Origin of the sequence: Aminobacter aminovorans, from assembly GCF_900445235.1 — a bacterium.
GTDB lineage: Bacteria > Pseudomonadota > Alphaproteobacteria > Rhizobiales > Rhizobiaceae > Aminobacter > Aminobacter aminovorans.
Genome location: NZ_UFSM01000001.1, coordinates 1,564,753 through 1,582,116 on the forward strand (window position 1 = coordinate 1,564,753; position 17,364 = coordinate 1,582,116).

Here is a 17,364-nt window from a genome sequence, read left to right on the forward strand (position 1 = left end):
GCTCGCTTCCGCCCTCCCGGCGACTAAATCTGCTGATTAGCGGTTCTTGCCGGGAACCCATAGCACATCGGCTTTTCCGTTGTCATTGACCACACGCGCGGCAACGAACAGCAGGTCGGAGACGCGGTTGATGTAGCGGATGCCCTCGCGGTTGACATGCTCCTCGGGGTGCTGCGCCAGCGCCACCATCACCCGTTCGGCGCGGCGGGCAACGGTGCGGGCCAGATGCAGCGCTGCTGCCGCCGGTGATCCGCCATTCAGCACAAAGGACCGCAGCGGCTCGAGATGCGCGTTCAGCGCGTCGATGTCGGCCTCGATGCGCGAGGTCTGGCTGGCGATGATGCGCAGCGGCTCGTAGCCCAGGTCCCTGCCGGTGTCGGGCGTCGACAGATCCGCGCCGAGATCGAACATGTCGTTCTGGATGCGGTAGAGCATGGCGTCGATGTCGGGGTGTTCGGTCGCGGTATGTATCCGTGCCAAACCGATGCAGGCATTGGCCTCGTCGACGGCGCCGTAGGCCTCGACGCGCAGGTCCGATTTCAACCGCCTTTCGCCCGAGCCCAGGCCGGTGGTGCCGTCGTCGCCGGTGCGGGTGTAGATCTTGTTGAGCTTGACCATTCCGCGCTCCGCTCAGCCGCCACGGGTGAAATAGAGGGTCAAAACAATGAACACCAACGCCACCGCCTGCAGCAGCACGCGGGCCTGCATCAGCTTGTTGGAGGTGTTGCCTGAGCCGCCGCGCAGCATGTTGACCAGGCCGCGGATCAGGACGACCACGACTGCGAACATGAAGACGACGGCGAGGATGTTGAAGACGGTAGCCATGTTGGTTCCAGTTCAGTCGGCGGCCGGTCAGGCTTGGCGGGCCAGAATTCTGTAGAGCAGCGAGGCGGGCAGCAGGCGCTTCAGCACGACGCCGATTCTCGCAGGGGTGGTGACAACATAATGCGGACGCGGCCGGGGTGACAGCAGGGCGTGTCGCAATACCGCATGGACCGCTTCCGGCCCCAGTTTCAGCCGCGATTTCGAGCCGCCGCTGGAGAGCCTTTCGAGCTGGGCGCGGTAGGCCTCGTGGTGAGGTGAGTTCTCGTGGTCGATGTAGCGCAGGAACCAGTCGAGCCCGTTGGTGGCGATCTCAGAGCGTATCGGTCCGGGCTCTATCATTGCGACGTGGACGCCGCTGCCTGCGAGCTCCTGACGCATGCACAGCATCAGTCCTTCCAGCGCATGCTTGGAGGCGGAGTAGGCGCCGCGGAACGGCACTGGCGTCAGCCCGAGGATCGACGAGCAATTGACGATACGGCCGTGGTTCTGCGCGCGCATCACAGGCACGATGCGCCGCGTCAGGTCGTGCCAGCCGAAGAAGTTGGCCTCGAACTGGTCGCGCAATGCGGCCATGGGCAGGTCCTCGACCGCTCCCGGCTGGGCGTGCGCGCCATTGTTGAACAGCGCGTCGAGCTTGCCGCCGGTGCGTTCGAGCACAGTTTCGACAAGCGCTTCGATCGATTTCGGTTGAGTGTAGTCGAGATAGAGCGCCTCGATACCGTCGGCTTCCAGTGCCGCCAGATCCTCGGCCTTGCGCGCTGTGGCAAACACCCGCCAGCCTTCGGCTTTGAGGGCGCGAGCGCAATGGGCACCGATGCCCGATGAGGCGCCGGTCATGATGATGGTGCGTAAATCCTTGGTCGGGTTCACGTCGCTCCCGTCTTGAAACGCCGCGCGTGCGACATGGACGCACAAGAGACACTCCAGCAAATTGTTGAATTCGCGCATAGCACTTTCTGAAAATCTTGGTGTTTTTCAAGTCGATGCGCTACTTGCCAACCGAGGCAAAGCCTTCCCATATTCGCGCCTCGGAAACAATCGGACGGAGTGGTAAACTGGAGCTGATGCGCAAGATCGTCGCCACGAGGCGCGTGCTCTTCGACGCAGCCGGCCATTTCCATGACGACGACGGTTGGGCAATGGCCAGTCATCTCGCCATTTCGGCGCTGATGGCACTGTTCCCTTTCCTGATCTTTGCCACCACCCTCGCCAGCTTCCTCGGCGCCGATGCATTCGCCGAAACCGCCGTGCATCTGGTGTTCGACACCTGGCCTGACCAGATCGCGGCACCCATCGCGCGGGAGGTGGTCAACGTTCTGACCGTGCCGCGTACGGATCTTCTGACCTACGGCGTCGTGCTTGCGGCGTACTTTGCTTCCAACGGCGTCGAGGCGCTGCGCACCTCCCTCAACCGTGCCTACCGCATCACCGAGACCCGCACCTTCTGGTTCCGGCGCATCCAGAGCATCTTCTTCGTGCTCATCGCTACGATCAGCTTCGTCGCGATCTCGGTGCTTTTGGTGTTTGCACCGATCATCGCGCGCATCCTTGAAGCCAAGTTCGAATGGATCCAGCCCTATATGGGCACCATCACCGTCTGGCGCTTTTCCATCGCTTCTGCAGTCATCGTCTTCGGGTTGTTTGCCGTGCATATGTGGCTGCCGGCCGGTCGGCGCCGTTTCTTCAGCATCATCCCCGGCATCGTCTTCACACTCATCGCCTGGGTGGTCGGCTCGACGATCTTCGCCGCCTATCTCGACACGTTCTCGTCCTACGTCACCACCTATGCCGGTCTTGCCTCGATCATGATCGCGGTGGTCTTCCTCTACATCGTCTCGGCGATCTTCATCCTCGGCGGCGAACTCAACGCCGCGATCAGCCGTTATCTCGAGGCCCGCGCCCGCGTGCCAGGCTGAGCCGTCGCCAGGCCGACACCAAGCGTGGCAATCGCCATGCCGACGAGCTGGATCGCCGACAACTGTTCGCCAAACAGCAGCCAGGCGATGACGGCGGTCACCGCCGGCACCAGGTAGAACAGCGAAGCGACCTTCGACATCGCGCCGTCGCGGATCATCACCATCAAAAGGAAGATCGCGCCGATCGACAGCACGAAGACCAACCAGGCCATGGCGAAGATCAATTCGCCGTTCATCGTCATCTGTTGCGTCTCGAAGATCGCCGAGGCAGCCGTCATCAGGATCGCCGCGCCGACATATTGCCAGAACGTACCTGATACCAGGTCGCTGGCCGCACCGACGCGCTTCTGCCAGATCGTGCCGGCGCTGATGCCGGCCATGGCGATGATCGATGCGGTCAGCGTCTGCCAGGTAACGCCGCCGCCGATCGCGCCAAGTTTGGGGGAAAGCACGATCACCACGCCGATGCTTCCGGTGCTCACGGACCTATCCGGGATGTTGAGTTCGAGCCTTGATGAAGGCTGATCCCCCCCTTGTGGGGGAGATGTTCGACAGGACAGAGGGTGCGAAGGATCGCGGCCTCCCCCAACTTACGCCTTACTGAAAGCCCCACGAAGCGCAACCACCGCCAGGAAGGCGCTGGCGAGCACGTTCCAGCCGGCGAAGGACAGGCCGAGTACGCGCAGTGCCGCATCCTCGCAGCGCGGCGGCACGACATTGTTGAGCACGTCGAGCAGGCCCTTGCCGCCGGTGTCGACGGTGCCCGAAACGGCTTGGCAGTCGGTCGGGCCGGCCCACCAGCGCCATTCGACGCCGGCGTGGTAGGCGCCGAGATAGAGCCCGTAAAGCATCAAAAGCCAGCCCACGGCCAGCAGCGCGCGGGTCATCCAGGCCGGCCAGTGCAGCGCCGACGACAGTGCGGCAAGCGCCATCAACGGCACGCCGACATAATAGGGCGTGCGCTGCTCGAGGCAGAGCTTGCAGGGCAGGTAGCCGCCAATGTGCTGGAAGCCGAGTGCGGTGCCGACGACGGCGGCCATGGCAATGGTCAGGAAGATCGCGGTCAGCGTCTGGCTGCGGCCGGTCGGGGAGGCGAGGGAGGTCATTCTTGAGTGCCCAGCTGTTGTTACCGGCATTTGCCGTTCAGTGGAGGTATCTGACGAGAAGATAGAGCAAAATGAGGGCAGCGGCGGCGAGGCCGGCCAAGAGCCCGAGGCGCTTTTCGATAAAGTGGCGGATCGGTTCGCCATAGGTGCGGAGCAGCCATGCCAGGAAAAGGAAGCGTGCGCCACGGGCGACGATCGCCGAGACGATGAACCAGCCGAGCGGGAAGCTGACGACGCCGGCGAGAATGGTGACCACCTTGATTGGCGGCAAATGTGACAGCCCCGACGTGACCAGCATCAACAGGATGATACCAGCGCCTGACGACACCTTGAGTGCCTCGAACTCGTCATACTTGCCGTAGAATTCGAGCACCGGCTTTGCCACCGCCTCGAAGGCGTAGTGGCCGATGTACCAGCCGGCGATGCCGCCGAGCACCGAGGCCACGGTGGCGATGATCGCATAACGATAGGCTTTGTCCGGCCGTGACAGCGCCATAGGCAGGTAGAGCACGTCGGCCGGCACCAGGAAAACCGAGCTTTCGACGAAGGCGATGAAGGCCAGCCACCATTCGGCGGATTTCCTTGCCGCGAGCGACAAGGTCCAGTCGTAGAGTCGGCGAAGCATCTGGCCCCCTTGAGATGTGCGCTGCCTGTTTAGGAAGAATTGCTGTGGCGCACAATGCTCGGGGTCTTCACGAATATGAAAGCCAGGGCAACCGTTACATTCTGTCGCGTGATGGCTTGCAGCACATCCTTGTTGGGGAACGCCTTGCATGGTTCAGCGCGATGAGCAGACAACCGGCGACCAAAGGCGGCCGATCGTCTCGTCCCCATGCTATGCTGCTCGGCTGGCTGCAGCGCCAGCCCCTCGACGGTCAGTTCGGGCTTGCGGACGCCAGGGCGATCCTGATCAAGGTCGACGCCATGCGCGCCAAAGCGCGCGGGCTGGGGCAGGGGCTGGAGCTCTTGCTTGCGGTGGCTGTCGATCCGGTCATCCCGGCCAGCATCCTGGCAGACACGCTTTTCGACCTCAGCGCCGAGCACCCCTCGGTCGGCGTCGCACTGACGACCGTGCCGATGCGTTCGGCACTGCACGCACTCGTCAACCGGCAGTTCACACTTGCCATCACCACCGAAAGGCAGCGCGACAGGCTCGTCGAGGCTGAGTGCCTTGGCCTGGTGCAGCCCTTCGTCGCCGTCTGCGCGGACCACCATTCGCTTGCGGCGGTACCTGCCGCCGGCTGGTCGGCGGTCGAATTGTCCGATCATCTTCAGATCGTCGTCAGCGATCCCTCGCCGATGAGCGAAGGGCTGGGTTTCGCGTGCTGCCGCCCGGCACCTGGCGCGTCAGCGACCTCGCCAGCAAGCTGGCGCTGATCCAGGCCGGCGTCGGCTGGGGCAATCTCCCGCAGTGGATGGTCGATGCCGACCTTGCCCACGGCACCCTCGTGCGGATCGCCGCAACCGCCCTTGGCACGCAGTCCGAGACGGCGCTGCCGCCTACCTGCTCTGGCGCATCGACCAACCGCCAGACCCCGCCGTGCGCTGCTTTCGCGAGCGGCTGCCTGTGCGTTTCGCCAAAGGTAGATAGCTGCGCTGCCGACAGCGTCGAAGCCGCTTCACAAATCGCCGCCCATTACATCGGCCCAGCTTGCGCGATTGGCTTGCCCGCTCAACGGCCATGCTTTCACAGCGGCGGTGGACGTTGTTCCAACATGAAGTTGCGCAAAGGCGTCCCTGCCCAGTTGACGAAGGGCCGCCCGACCGTATAGTCCGCGACCATTCTGTCCGTTTAGGGCAGGCCCCTATGGCGGAATTGGTAGACGCGCTCGACTCAAAATCGAGTTCCGCAAGGAGTGCTGGTTCGATCCCGGCTAGGGGCACCATTCGCCTTTGTGCGATAGTGCGGAAAGCGGCCGCCTTGATGATCATGCCGTGCCTGCGGTGCCAGGATGCTGGGTTGGTCATTTCAATATTACCAGAAATAAATCGCCCGCGCGTTCGTCACAACATTAGGGACTGGTGTATGAATCTGGCCGCATAAAAGCACTTATCGTCCATGAACAGGCATCGCATATGCACGGAGAGCTTCGAGTCGCGATTGCCATCCATGGGTTCTACATGGACGCGTTTGATGAAATCCTCGACCTCTCCCAAGCTCTCCCCACGCAATACAAGCTCTTCGTAACGACCGTTCCGCGTCATGAGGCCGTGGTGCGCGCGCGGCTCGATGCTGCCGGGCGAGACTACAGCCTTGGCGTGTTCGAGAACCGGGGTCGCGACGTGCTGCCTTTCCTTCGCATGTTTCGAGACATTCGCGCCGAGGGGTTTGACGTCGTGGTCAAGGTTCATACCAAGAAGTCGCCGCATCTGAGGGATGGGGACAGCTGGCGCCGGATGCTGGTCTCGGCATTGCTTCAGCCTCAGGCGCTGCAGCGCCTGACTTCGGCCTTCGCAGCGGATCCTTCGCTGGGCATTGTCGGCCCCGAGGGGCATTTCCTCTCGCTCGCCCGATACATGGGCGGAAACGAGGCACGCGTCCTTGCCATTGCCCGGCGTCTTGGCCTGGAGCGGCCACAACTGCTCGATGCCGGCTACTGTGCCGGAACCATGTTCATGGCACGCACCGACGTCATCGCGCCGCTTGTCGATCTCGGCTTTACGGCCGGCGACTTCGAGGCGGAAGCCAACCAGATCGACGGGACGATGGCGCACGCATTCGAACGCTGCCTGGGCCTGGGTGCCGTCGCGCTCCGCCGCCGCATCGCCTCGAGTGCCGATCCTTTCGGATATGCCGACTTCAATGACAGATATGCATTTGCGAGACAGCTACGCGGTCCGCCCTTCTCGGCGCGATTGAATTTCAGCTTCAAGGTCGCACGAGACAATGTCGGAAGCGCACTGCGGCGGATGTTGTCCCGGTCGGGTGAGTAGGTGGGCGTCAGGGTGGCGTGCCTTTATATGATGCCTTGCTCAAAGAGCCGCTTTTTCGTCGAACGCAGCTGATAGCCGGGGCCTTTCCTTTTCATGTCGCTCAGAATTTCGACGAGGTGACCTTCATGGCCGACATCCACCAGATTGTGCTCGATTTCGTAGATATCAAACTGCAGGCGATACAACAGATCGCGCTTCATCAGAGGGCAGTCGAGGTACTTTTTGTACAAGAACCCTGCAGTGTGTATTTGAGAGCGCATGGCTATGTGCTCGCAGATTTTCGAGACTAGGCCGGTGTGGCTTTCTTCCTTGAAGCTTGAGGATGGAAGCCGTTGGCCCCGGCAAATGTAGATGTTTGTCGACTCGACTTTGTTGAGGTCGATCTCGGACACATGGTGTCGAATTTTGTTTGGGGTGTAGATGGACGTGACCGATTTCGCGATTGGCAAGATCGCCTCGGAGAAAGCGATCTCTCCCCTTCGGATTGCCCAAAGGCGCGAATTGACCGGCAGATACTCTTCCCAGAACCTTGCAAACTCCGAACTTGCGATGATGTCGTGCCCTACGGAGAAGCAGAAAGACTGGATGTGGTAAGTATACTCCCAGTTTTCGAACGAACCTGCGACATCGGCCCTCGAATTCACCAGCTCCTGAAAAAGCGGAGTAAGTCCCTTCTTGAAAAAGTACACGCTGTCGTTGAGATAGAGCAGGCGCACAGGCTCGGCATTCTCGAGCAGATGAAGCGTCGCGTCCCGGTATCCGCCGATGTCGAAGCCGGCGTTGTTGCGAATGACGATCTTCGAACAGCGCTGCTTGAGATCAAGCAGCCGCTCGGCACTCAGGTCGTGATTTACGACCAGGATCACGTTGGCCTGAACGTCGTCCAATGATGCGAGCGCATTGTCGACATACCATGGCGTCTCTTTGGGCTGCCAGATCAAGAATATGGCGTATACGCCGCCGGGGTGATGCCGCTCACCCTGATGAACCTGATATGGCTCTTCCCTACCGAAGCGGCGATTGAACTTGGCCCTGATGACTTCAAGATCGTGGTAACGAAACTTGGCGATACGCTTCTTGAGAGAGTGCAGAGGGCGTAGTTTTGGCATTTCGACCCCTGGATGATGCTGCACTGGCCGCTGGACAGTCGGCTGACACGATGGAATGCTATCTCGACGTCACGTTCTGGACCGTTTCTTGACGTCAGCAGCTTCCGATATTAGGCAGGCTTTCTGTTGGTTGGTAGGTCAACTCCGATCCAGCCACAACGAAATCCCTCGCGGAGGAGCGGAGACGACCGTCCATGCTCGAACGGCGCGACACTTACGACGCCCTCTATCGCGATTTCCGCTGGCATATTCCGCAAAAGTTCAACATCGGCACCGCAGTTTCTGACCGCTGGGCATCCATCGATGCCGAACGCACGGCACTGCTCGACTACCGCACGGACGGGGCAGCAGAACAACTCTCCTTCGGGGAGCTGGCGCGTCGGTCCAACGCTTTCGCCAATGCACTGCGGGCCAGGGGCGTGCGCCGGGGCGATCGGGTGGCCCTGCTGTTGCCGCAGAGCTTCGAAACAGCGATCGCCCATGTCGCGATCTACAAGCTCGGCGCGATTGCCGTGCCGCTTGCACTGCTGTTCGGCGTCGAGGCGCTCGAATACCGCCTGCAGACGGCGGGCGTCAGGGCGATCGTTACCAACGAGGCCGGCTTCGCCAAAGTCAGCCAGGTCAGCGGCCGGCTGCCCGAACTCGAAACCGTCGTCGTTGTCGATGGCGGCGATGTCGATGATTTCCACCGCCTGCTCGCCGCGCATTCGCCTGACTTTGCCGCCGAAGACACCGGGCCCGACGATCCGGCGATGATGATCTTCACCTCAGGCACGACAGGCCCACCCAAGGGCGCCTTGCACGGCCACCGCGTCCTGCTCGGTCACCTGCCGGGTATCCAGATGGCGCAGGAGTTCCTGCCGCAATCAGGCGATCTGATGTGGACGCCGGCAGACTGGGCCTGGGCCGGCGGCCTGCTCAACCTGTTGCTGCCCGGGCTCTATTTCGGCCTGCCCGTTGTCGCCGCCCGCTTCGACAAGTTTGCCCCCGAAGCAGCCCTGCTGCTGATGGAAAAGATGGCTGTGCGCAACGCCTTCATCCCGCCGACGGCGCTGCGCATGCTGAAGGTCGTGCCCGACATCGGCAAGCGCTTCCGCCTGAGCCTGCGCAGCGTCGGATCCGCCGGCGAGGCGCTCGGGCGCGAGACCTATGACTGGGCCGCCGCGGAACTGGGCCTCGTCGTCAACGAGTTCTACGGCCAGACCGAATGCAACGCGGTGCTGGCGTCCTGCGCTGGACTCGGTATCAGCCGTGGCGGCTTCATCGGCAAGGCGGTGCCTGGCCATCGCGTCGCTATTATCGACGGCGAAGGCCGGCGCGTGCCGGTGGGCGAGCCGGGCCAGATCGCCATTGCTCGGCCCAACCCGGTGATGTTTCTCGAATACTGGCAAAGCCCCGAGGCGACGGAGAAAAAGTTCGTCGGCGAGTGGATGACCACGGGCGACCAGGGCATCGAGGACAAGGACGGCTATGTCGCCTTCTTCGGCCGCGACGACGACGTCATCACCTCGGCCGGCTTCCGCATCGGTCCCGGCGAGATCGAGGATTGCCTGACCGGCCACCCGGCAGTTGCGCTGGCGGCTGCCGTCGGCAAGCCCGACGCGCTGCGCACCGAGATCGTCAAGGCCTATGTCGTGCTTAAGGACGGGGTTGCGGGCGACGCGGCGCTGGCCGAGGAGATCAAGCTCTGGGTGCGCGAACGCCTTTCGGCGCATGAATATCCGCGCGAGGTCGAGTTCGTCGATTCAATGCCGCTGACCACCACCGGCAAGGTCATCCGCCGCATCTTTCGCGACCGGGCGAAACGCGAGGTGAAGACAAGCTGAGCGTGATCCGGCTGGTTGAACCGGGACGGGCCTGCCTTAGCGCTTCTTGAGCAGGCTGCGCACGCGGTCGCGCAGCTTGACGGCGAGCTTGCGTGTCTCGCGATAGAGGTGCAATTGCGAGGCGGCCTGACGGGTGACCCGGTCGGCGTCCGGCGTCAGCCCGACGACGAAGGTGCCCATCGGCTTGCGCTCGCTCCACATCTTTCCAACCATCGGATGGTCGGGCACGGCGCAGCTGTCGGTCATCATGATGTTGGGGTCGTCGAGATGCTGGCCGGTCACCGCCATCATCAGCAGTGCGCCGGGCGAAAACGCTGACAGCGTCTCGTCATAGGCGGTCTTCCAAGTATAGGCGATGCCGGCCTCGACGAAGACGACGAGGCTGGCAATGGCGCGGCCGTCGAGCGTGAGTGAATGAATTCGGCACATGTCCTGCTCCGACATGCGGTGCACCGCCTCGCGGGCAAAGGCGGCGCGGTAGCGGTCGATAGCCATGGCGGTGCGCTGGCGTCCCTTCCAGCCGGAGGCCTCCAATGTCAGGAACTGCTCGATGGCGTGGCGCACGTCCTCCTGGGTACGGGCGACCTTGTGTTCGACAACACCCTGGTCGGCCAGTCGGCGGCCGAGCCGGCGGAATTCCTTGTAGTGGCGGCTGCCGAGCGCTTGCTTGAGATAGTCCTCGCCCTCGGCGTCGCTTTCGAGGAAAGGCCGTTCGAACTGGCCGGTCACGACGAGCGGCAGGTTGCGCGATTCGGCCGTCGCGCTCAGCATTCGAGCCACGGCGCCGTCGAGGCGCATGTCGGGCATGACGAACACTTTCGGCAGCTTGAGATGCGGTCGCGCCAGCATGGCGAAGAAATCGGCGATCACGCCCTCAGGGTCGTCACGGTCGAGCAGCGGCGTGCCGAGTGGGCCGAACGGGCTCGACCATGTCCGCATCACGGGTACGCCCAGTGGCACCGCCGGTTTTTCGACCGAATAGGGCACGAGCAGCCGCAGGCGGCTGCGGTACTCGGTGCCGTCACGGATGACGGCGAGGCGCACCTCGCGGTCCTCGAGGCGCGGCATTGCGGGCGCCAGGAAGCGCGGGTTGAAGAAGACGTTGGGCTCGATGGTGCGGGCGCAGAGATGGTCGAGCTCCTCGACAAGGTCGAAGCCGGCCGAGGCGGGATAGATCGCCAGCCTGCGCAGCGGCCTTTCGGCCGATGTCAGTTCGAGATGGGCTGCTTCGGCGGCGTCGGCCGGCACACCGGCAATACCGGCGATCAGCGAGCCCGCTGGGCCGCCACTGGTTTCCTCGAGAAGCGGGATGGCTGCCATCAGGCGTTTTCTACCGTGCGTTTCGTGGGGATGAACAGGACCATGACTATGCCGAGCTTGCGCCAGACGGTGAAGGACAGTGCGGTTGCCTCGAAGATCATCGCCGCCGAGGTGGCGATCGCCGCGCCCCACAGGCCGAGCGTCGGGATCAACAGCACGTTGAGGCCAATGTTGAGGGCCAGCGTGGCAGCATAGACCAAGGCGCAGACATTCTGGTAGCCGCTCATCGTCAGCAAGCTTTCGCACGGGCCGACTGCCGAACGCGCGACGACAGCCGAGACCAGCAGGAACAGCAGCGGATAACCGTCGCTGAAGCCGGGGCCGAACATGGAGAGCAGCGGCTCGCCGAGCAGCAGCACCACCACGCCCATTGCCAGCGATGGCCAGAACGTCCACGACACCGTCTCGCGGGCGAAGCCGGCGAGCTTGTCAACTTCGCTATGGGCAAACTGCGCGTAGCGCTGGGCGACGCCCGCCTTGACCGCGAAATAGACGAAATGCACCAGCGCCAGCGTCTTCACGGTGGCGAAATAGACGGCGACCTTGTCCGGCTCCATGTAGAAGCCGACCATCAGCACGTCGGCGTTGGTGAGCAGGAAGAAGAAGCTCTCGACCAGGAATATCGGCAGCGAGATCTTGAGCCAGTAGCCGAGCCGGTAGTTGCGCGGGCCGGTGGGGATGCGCTTTTCGGCACGCGACGTGACGCGGACGAGCTGGCTGATCGTGGTCACATAAGTGGCGACGATGGATGCCAAGACGGCGGTCTCCGCCGTCGGCGCAAGACCTGCAGCCACGGCCACGGCCATGAACACCAGGATCAGCACCGGCCGGGTGATGTAGGTCGGCACGAGTGCCGCGAACGCCCAGGAGTTTGCCCGCGCCAGGCCCTGCAGTACGTCGGACAGCGCCAGCATCGGCAGGCAGATCATGCCAAGAGAGAACGGCACGACGTAGTAGCTCTGGATGCGTCCGGAAAATCCCCAGACACCGACGATTCCCAGCGCTGCAATAATTGTCGAGGCGATGATCACGAACAGGCGACTGGCGACAAGCACGCCGCGCAGATCGTCCAGCATGCCCTTTTCGCGGTACTCCGAAATGAAGCGGATGATCGAGGTGTGGAAACCGAAACAGGACAGCGAGCCGACGATGATCATCGCCACCCATACAAGCACGAAGATGCCGTATTCGAAGCTGCCCATCCAGCGCGCCAGCAGCACCTGGCTGACGAAGGCAATGGCAGCACTTACGATCCGCACGGCAAAGGCAAAAAGCGACATGCGGCCGGCTTCGCCGCGCTCGTCGCTGCTGAACAACACCGCGTCGACGCGGCGCAATAACGGCGCGATGCGCGAGGCGATCTGCCCCGGCAGCCACCGTTCGGCCGTCATCGCTGCGGAAAAACGCAACTCGATACACTCCATCTTCCGCGATTTCGCTCACAGCATGTAGTGGATAGCGATTAAGAAACGGTTGGGTGGACAAAACAACCGGGGCGAGGCGGCATGATCTCCGAAGACGAGCGCAAATCGATGCTGCGAGCGCATTCGATCGGCCCGAGGATGCTCGGCTATCTTGAGGAGATCGGCGTCGAACGCCTCGCCGACCTTAAAGGTGCCGACCCGCTCCAGATTGCCATGCGCATCGACATCGCTGGCGGGCGCATGAACAGCCTGGGCGTTGCGGCGCTCCGAAACCTCATCGAACTGGCGAACACCAAGGCTTGATCGGCCGACCCTGACGCCAGGGGTTGACTGGCTGGTTTGCGCGCGCCATCTAGGCGGCGCGGGGCAGTCTATCCAACGCATTGCGTCGCATGAACCCAAGGAAACAACCATGAACAGCGACAGTCATAGTCGAACGACAAAGCCGTCGGCGCCGACCGAAGGGACTGATCGCAGTTGATCGTTCCCCCTGGGTCGCCGCCGATGGCTTTCGGCGCGACTGAAGGGGTGCGAAATGAGCTACACCACCATCATCGAAGAGCTGCGCGGCGACGCAGCCGTCCGCGACAATGCGGCAATCGCTTCGCGTCTTGCGGAGGAAACCGCACCCGACATCGTCGAGGTGCTCAACACATGCGATATCGGGCAAACGGCACAACTGCTTGAGTTGATGCCGGTGGAGCGCGCTGTCGAGGTGCTCGACCAGCCTGCCTTCGATCATACGGCCGAACTGCTTTCGGTTCTGCCGGGGAACACGGCCGCGTGCCTGCTCTCCGGCATGTCCGCCGACCGTGCAGCCGATGCACTGCGGGAGATCGATCCCGTCGCGCAGCGCGATTTGCTGGCCATACTCGATGGCGATACGCGGGCGGCACTGGAGAGGCTTCTGGACTATCCGCAGGAATGTGTCGGCGCCATGATGACCACGGAGTTCGTCTCGGTGCCGTCCAACTGGACGGTGTCGGAGGTGCTTCGCCATGTGCGGGCAGTCGAAAGCACGCGGGAAACCGTCTATGCGGTGTTCGTTGTCGACCCCTCAAGGCAAACCCTGGTCCATGCCGTGCCGTTGCGGCGCGTCATAGCGGCCGATCCGCGCGCCGGAATCCTGTCGGCCATGCCGAAGCGTCGGCTGATCAAGACGACGGCGCTGGCGCCGCTCGAAGAGGCCGTGCGCCTGATCGCCAAATACGACCTGCTTGCCGTGCCGGTGGTCGATGCCAGGAACCACCTCATAGGTATCGTCACCGTCGACGACGTCATCGACACCATGGTCAGGCGCGACACTGAGCAGGTTCATCGCATGGGCGGCATGGAGGCGCTGGACGAGCACTATATGGACATCGGCTTCTTCAGGATGATCCACAAGCGGGCCGGCTGGCTGAGCGTGCTGTTCCTGTCCGAAATGCTGACGGCCTCGGCCATGCAGAGTTTCGAAGGCGAGCTCGAAAAGGCCATCGTGCTGACGCTGTTCATTCCACTGATCATGAGCTCGGGCGGCAATTCAGGCAGTCAGGCAAGCTCGTTGCTGATCCGGGCACTGGCGCTGCACGAAGTGCGCGTGAGCGATTGGTGGAAGGTGGCGCTGCGCGAGTTGCCGGCCGGCATCACGCTGGGGTCGATCCTGGGTGTCATCGGCATAGTCCGCATCGTCATCTGGCAGGTGCTCGGCCTCTACGACTACGGCCCGTACTGGCACCTTGTCGCGCTGACCATTGGGGCGACCCTCGTCGGCATCGTGACCTTCGGCTCGATGACCGGCTCGATGCTGCCGTTTGTCCTGAAGCGCCTCGGTTTCGACCCGGCAACCGCCTCGGCGCCGTTCGTCGCGACGCTCGTCGATGTCACCGGACTGGTGATCTATTTCAGCATCGCTCTGCTGATACTTCACGGCACGCTGCTGTAGCTGACAGCACAAATCAAAACGGCGGCCCACTGGGCCGCCGTTTTCATTCTCCGATCAATCTGCCTATCAGGCGAAGGTGCCGTGGCAGTGCTTGTACTTCTTGCCCGAACCGCAGGGGCAGGCTTCGTTGCGGCCGACGCGGCCCCAGGTCGATTGGTCGTTAGGGTCGCGATCCTCGGCGGCGACCACGCGGCTGTCCTGCAGGACGGCAACGGAGCCTTCGCCGAAATCGTCCTCGCCGGTTGTGCCGTCAATGTGGTGGCCATGCATCTCGGGTGCTTCCGGCGGCGGCGCGTCGGCGGCCTGGCGCACGAGTTCGACGCGCATCAACTGCGCGGTCACTGCCTGGCGCAGGTTGCCGAGCATTGCCTGGAACAGCTCGAAGGCCTCGCCCTTGTACTCGTTCAGCGGGTCGCGCTGGGCGTAGCCGCGGAAGCCGACGACCGAACGCAAATGGTCGAGATTGACCAGATGCTCGCGCCAGAGATGGTCGATGGTCTGCAGCACCACGGAGCGCTCGACATAGGTCATCACCTCGGGGCCGAAGCGCTCGGCGCGGTCGGCAGCCGCCTTGTCGGCTTCGGCGGTGATGCGGTCGCGCACTTCCTCTTCGGCGATGCCCTCTTCCTTTGCCCACTCTTCGATCGGCAGGTCGAGGTTGAGATACTGGATCACGCCTTCCTTGAGGCCTGCGACATCCCACTGTTCGGCATAGGCGTTTTCGGGAATGTGCTTGGAGACGAGATCCTCGATCACGTCATGGCGCATCTCGGCGACGGTATCGGTCAGGCTGGTCGCATCCATCAGCTCGATGCGCTGCTCGAACACCACCTTGCGCTGGTCGTTCGACACGTCGTCATATTTGAGCAGGTTCTTGCGGATGTCGAAGTTGCGCGCCTCGACTTTTTTCTGCGCCTTTTCCAGTGCCTTGTTGATCCAGGGGTGGACGATCGCCTCGTCTTCCTTGAGGCCCAGCTTCTGGAGCATGCCGTCCATGCGCTCGGAACCGAAGATGCGCATCAGGTCGTCCTGCAGCGACAGGAAGAACTTCGAGCGGCCCGGATCGCCCTGGCGGCCGGAGCGGCCACGCAGCTGGTTGTCGATACGGCGGCTTTCATGGCGTTCGGTGGCAAGCACGTAGAGGCCGCCGGCAGCCAGCGCCTTTTCCTTGAGACGGGCGACGTCCTCGCGGATCGCCTTCTCCTTGGCGTCGCGCTCAGGGCCGGCCGGCATGTCGGCCAGTTCCTCGGCAATACGCATGTCGGCGTTGCCGCCGAGCTGGATGTCGGTGCCGCGGCCGGCCATATTGGTGGCAATGGTGATCGAGCCCGGCTTGCCGGCCTGGGCGACGATCGAGGCTTCGCGCTCGTGGTGACGGGCGTTCAGCACCTCGAAATTCTTGAAGCCATCCTTGCGCAGCCGTTCTGCCAGCTGCTCGGATTTCTCGATCGAGGTCGTGCCAACCAGCGTCGGCTGGCCCTTGGCGTTGGCTTCCTTGATCTCGCGGACGATTGCCTTGTACTTCTCCTCGACCGTCCGGTAGACCTCGTCGTCCTCGTCGATGCGCTTGACGGGCAGGTTGGTCGGAACCTCGGTGACGTCGAGATTGTAGATGTTGCCGAACTCTTCGGCTTCCGTCAGTGCCGTACCGGTCATGCCGGCGAGCTTTTCATACATACGGAAGTAGTTCTGGAAAGTGACAGAGGCCAGCGTCTGGTTCTCGGGCTGGATCGCCACGTGTTCCTTGGCTTCCAGCGCCTGATGCAAGCCTTCCGAGAAGCGGCGGCCCGGCATCATGCGGCCGGTGAACTCGTCGATGATGACGATTTCGTTGTCCTTGACGATGTAGTCCTTGTCTTTCTGGAACAGGCGATGCGCCTTGAGCGCATTGTTGACGTGGTGGACCAGCGCGACGTTTTCGATGTCGTAGAGCGACTCGCCCTTGAGCAGCCCCGCCGCGCGCAGCAGGTTCTCCATCTTCTCGGTGCCCTCTTCGGTGAAGATGGCGGTCTTCTGCTTCTCGTCGACCTCGTAGTCGGACGGAACCATCTGCTGCATGAAGGCATCGACAGTGTTGTACATTTCCGAACGGTCCTCGAGCGGACCGGAAATGATCAGAGGCGTGCGCGCCTCGTCGACCAGGATCGAGTCGACTTCGTCGACGATCGCAAAGAAGTGACCGCGCTGCACCATCTGGGCGCGCTCGTACTTCATGTTGTCGCGCAGGTAGTCGAAGCCCAGTTCGTTGTTGGTGGCGTAGGTGATGTCGCAGGCGTAAGCCGCGCGGCGCTCTTCGTCGGACAGGCCGTGCACGATGATGCCGACCGACAGGCCTAGGAACCTGTAGAGACGGCCCATCCATTCGGCGTCGCGGCGGGCCAGGTAGTCGTTGACGGTAACGACATGCACGCCCTTGCCGGTCAGAGCGTTGAGGTAGACGGGCAGGGTGGCGACGAGCGTCTTGCCTTCGCCGGTGCGCATCTCGGCGATGCCGCGACCGTGCAGCACCATGCCGCCGATCATCTGGACGTCGAAGGGACGCATGCCGAGCGCGCGCTTGGCGCCTTCGCGCACCGTGGCGAAAGCCGGGACCAAAAGATCGTCGAGCGAGGCGCCGTTGGCGATCTCCTGGCGGAACTGCTCGGTCCGCGCCCGAAGCTGGTCGTCGGTCAGCGCCTGCAGTTCATTTTCCAGAGCGTTGATCGCTTCCACCCGGGGCCGGGTCGACTTGACGCGGCGGTCGTTGGAGGAACCGAAAATCTTACGGGCGAGACCGCCGAGACTGACCATCAAGTGGTCCTTTCAATTCGAATGAAGCCGACTGTCCGCCGGCCGAACCTGCCGGGGAACGTAAGGTGGCAGACTCAACACGAAAAGCGCCCGGAAAAACCCTTCTGGACGCGAAGACGATGGACAGATAAGAGGGGGCACAACTTATGTCAACGTTGCAGCGAGCCTGCCGGAGACGCCAAATTCCGCC

General features: G+C 62.7%; 14 protein-coding genes, 1 tRNA gene and 2 pseudogenes. 7 read left to right on the top strand and 10 right to left on the bottom strand.

The window, feature by feature from the left end:
- Positions 1 to 36: 36 nt before the first annotated feature.
- The 3 genes from DY201_RS07745 to DY201_RS07755 are packed head-to-tail and all read right to left on the bottom strand — an operon-like array spanning position 37 to position 1,695.
- Positions 37 to 618, bottom strand: coding sequence for a cob(I)yrinic acid a,c-diamide adenosyltransferase (locus DY201_RS07745; protein ID WP_115730703.1), 582 nt, complete (start codon positions 616 to 618; stop codon positions 37 to 39).
- Between the two features lie 12 nt (positions 619 to 630).
- On the bottom strand, positions 631 to 825 hold the full coding sequence (locus DY201_RS07750; RefSeq protein WP_115730704.1) for a twin transmembrane helix small protein: 195 nt from the start codon (positions 823 to 825) through the stop codon (positions 631 to 633).
- A gap of 27 nt (positions 826 to 852) precedes the next feature.
- A complete protein-coding gene (locus DY201_RS07755) occupies positions 853 to 1,695 on the bottom strand; it encodes an SDR family oxidoreductase (protein WP_280959923.1) in 843 nt (280 codons plus the stop codon).
- A 194-nt stretch (positions 1,696 to 1,889) separates the two neighbouring features.
- Between DY201_RS07755 and DY201_RS07760 the strand changes: the two genes are divergently transcribed.
- Positions 1,890 to 2,741, top strand: a complete 852-nt coding sequence (locus DY201_RS07760) for a YihY/virulence factor BrkB family protein (RefSeq protein WP_172582920.1) — start codon at positions 1,890 to 1,892, stop codon at positions 2,739 to 2,741.
- Here the strand turns inward: DY201_RS07760 and DY201_RS07765 are convergent.
- The 3 genes and pseudogenes from DY201_RS07765 to DY201_RS07775 all read right to left on the bottom strand — a co-directional run.
- Positions 2,708 to 3,214: pseudogene (locus DY201_RS07765) on the bottom strand (DMT family transporter); the annotation flags it as partial. The gene DY201_RS07760 and the pseudogene DY201_RS07765 overlap by 34 nt on opposite strands.
- Positions 3,215 to 3,331: 117 nt before the next feature.
- Entirely contained in the window at positions 3,332 to 3,847 is a 516-nt protein-coding gene (locus DY201_RS07770) for a disulfide bond formation protein B (protein WP_115730706.1), read from the bottom strand.
- 37 nt (positions 3,848 to 3,884) lie between these two features.
- Positions 3,885 to 4,472 (bottom strand): YqaA family protein, encoded by a 588-nt coding sequence (locus DY201_RS07775; protein WP_115730707.1) that lies wholly within the window; start codon positions 4,470 to 4,472, stop codon positions 3,885 to 3,887.
- Between the two features lie 299 nt (positions 4,473 to 4,771).
- Here DY201_RS07775 and DY201_RS29810 point away from each other — a divergent pair.
- The 3 genes and pseudogenes from DY201_RS29810 to DY201_RS07795 all read left to right on the top strand — a co-directional run bounded on the left by DY201_RS29810 (position 4,772) and on the right by DY201_RS07795 (position 6,781).
- Positions 4,772 to 5,619 (top strand): annotated as a pseudogene (locus DY201_RS29810) (substrate-binding domain-containing protein).
- Positions 5,620 to 5,648: 29 nt separating this feature from the next.
- A tRNA-Leu gene (locus tag DY201_RS07790) sits at positions 5,649 to 5,733 on the top strand.
- A 136-nt stretch (positions 5,734 to 5,869) separates the two neighbouring features.
- On the top strand, positions 5,870 to 6,781 hold the full coding sequence (locus DY201_RS07795; protein ID WP_280959924.1) for a rhamnan synthesis F family protein: 912 nt from the start codon (positions 5,870 to 5,872) through the stop codon (positions 6,779 to 6,781).
- A gap of 23 nt (positions 6,782 to 6,804) precedes the next feature.
- On the opposite strand, the gene DY201_RS07800 is transcribed toward DY201_RS07795, so the two are convergent.
- Positions 6,805 to 7,890, bottom strand: coding sequence for a rhamnan synthesis F family protein (locus DY201_RS07800; RefSeq protein ID WP_115730711.1), 1,086 nt, complete (start codon positions 7,888 to 7,890; stop codon positions 6,805 to 6,807).
- Positions 7,891 to 8,084: 194 nt separating this feature from the next.
- Here DY201_RS07800 and DY201_RS07805 point away from each other — a divergent pair, with 194 nt between their 5' ends.
- The gene (locus DY201_RS07805; RefSeq protein WP_115730712.1) at positions 8,085 to 9,716 is read left to right on the top strand and encodes an AMP-binding protein; all 1,632 of its coding nucleotides are present in this window, start codon (positions 8,085 to 8,087) and stop codon (positions 9,714 to 9,716) included.
- A gap of 36 nt (positions 9,717 to 9,752) precedes the next feature.
- Here the strand turns inward: DY201_RS07805 and DY201_RS07810 are convergent, their stop codons facing one another.
- Entirely contained in the window at positions 9,753 to 11,036 is a 1,284-nt protein-coding gene (locus DY201_RS07810; protein ID WP_115730713.1) for a GNAT family N-acetyltransferase, read from the bottom strand.
- Positions 11,036 to 12,445 (bottom strand): oligosaccharide flippase family protein, encoded by a 1,410-nt coding sequence (locus DY201_RS07815; RefSeq protein WP_165915898.1) that lies wholly within the window; start codon positions 12,443 to 12,445, stop codon positions 11,036 to 11,038. The genes DY201_RS07810 and DY201_RS07815 overlap by 1 nt, the downstream gene beginning before the upstream one ends.
- 96 nt (positions 12,446 to 12,541) lie before the next feature.
- On the opposite strand from DY201_RS07815, the gene DY201_RS07820 reads away from it, so the two are divergent.
- Both DY201_RS07820 and mgtE read left to right on the top strand, forming a co-directional pair.
- Positions 12,542 to 12,763 carry a helix-hairpin-helix domain-containing protein gene (locus DY201_RS07820; RefSeq protein WP_115730714.1) on the top strand — a complete coding sequence of 74 codons (222 nt, stop codon included), beginning with the start codon at positions 12,542 to 12,544 and terminating at the stop codon, positions 12,761 to 12,763.
- A 232-nt stretch (positions 12,764 to 12,995) separates the two neighbouring features.
- Positions 12,996 to 14,384, top strand: coding sequence for a magnesium transporter (mgtE, locus tag DY201_RS07825; RefSeq protein WP_115730715.1), 1,389 nt, complete (start codon positions 12,996 to 12,998; stop codon positions 14,382 to 14,384).
- Between the two features lie 66 nt (positions 14,385 to 14,450).
- Here mgtE and secA read toward each other — a convergent pair whose 3' ends face one another.
- The gene (gene secA, locus DY201_RS07830) at positions 14,451 to 17,174 is read right to left on the bottom strand and encodes a preprotein translocase subunit SecA (protein ID WP_115730716.1); all 2,724 of its coding nucleotides are present in this window, start codon (positions 17,172 to 17,174) and stop codon (positions 14,451 to 14,453) included.
- Positions 17,175 to 17,364: the final 190 nt, after the last annotated feature.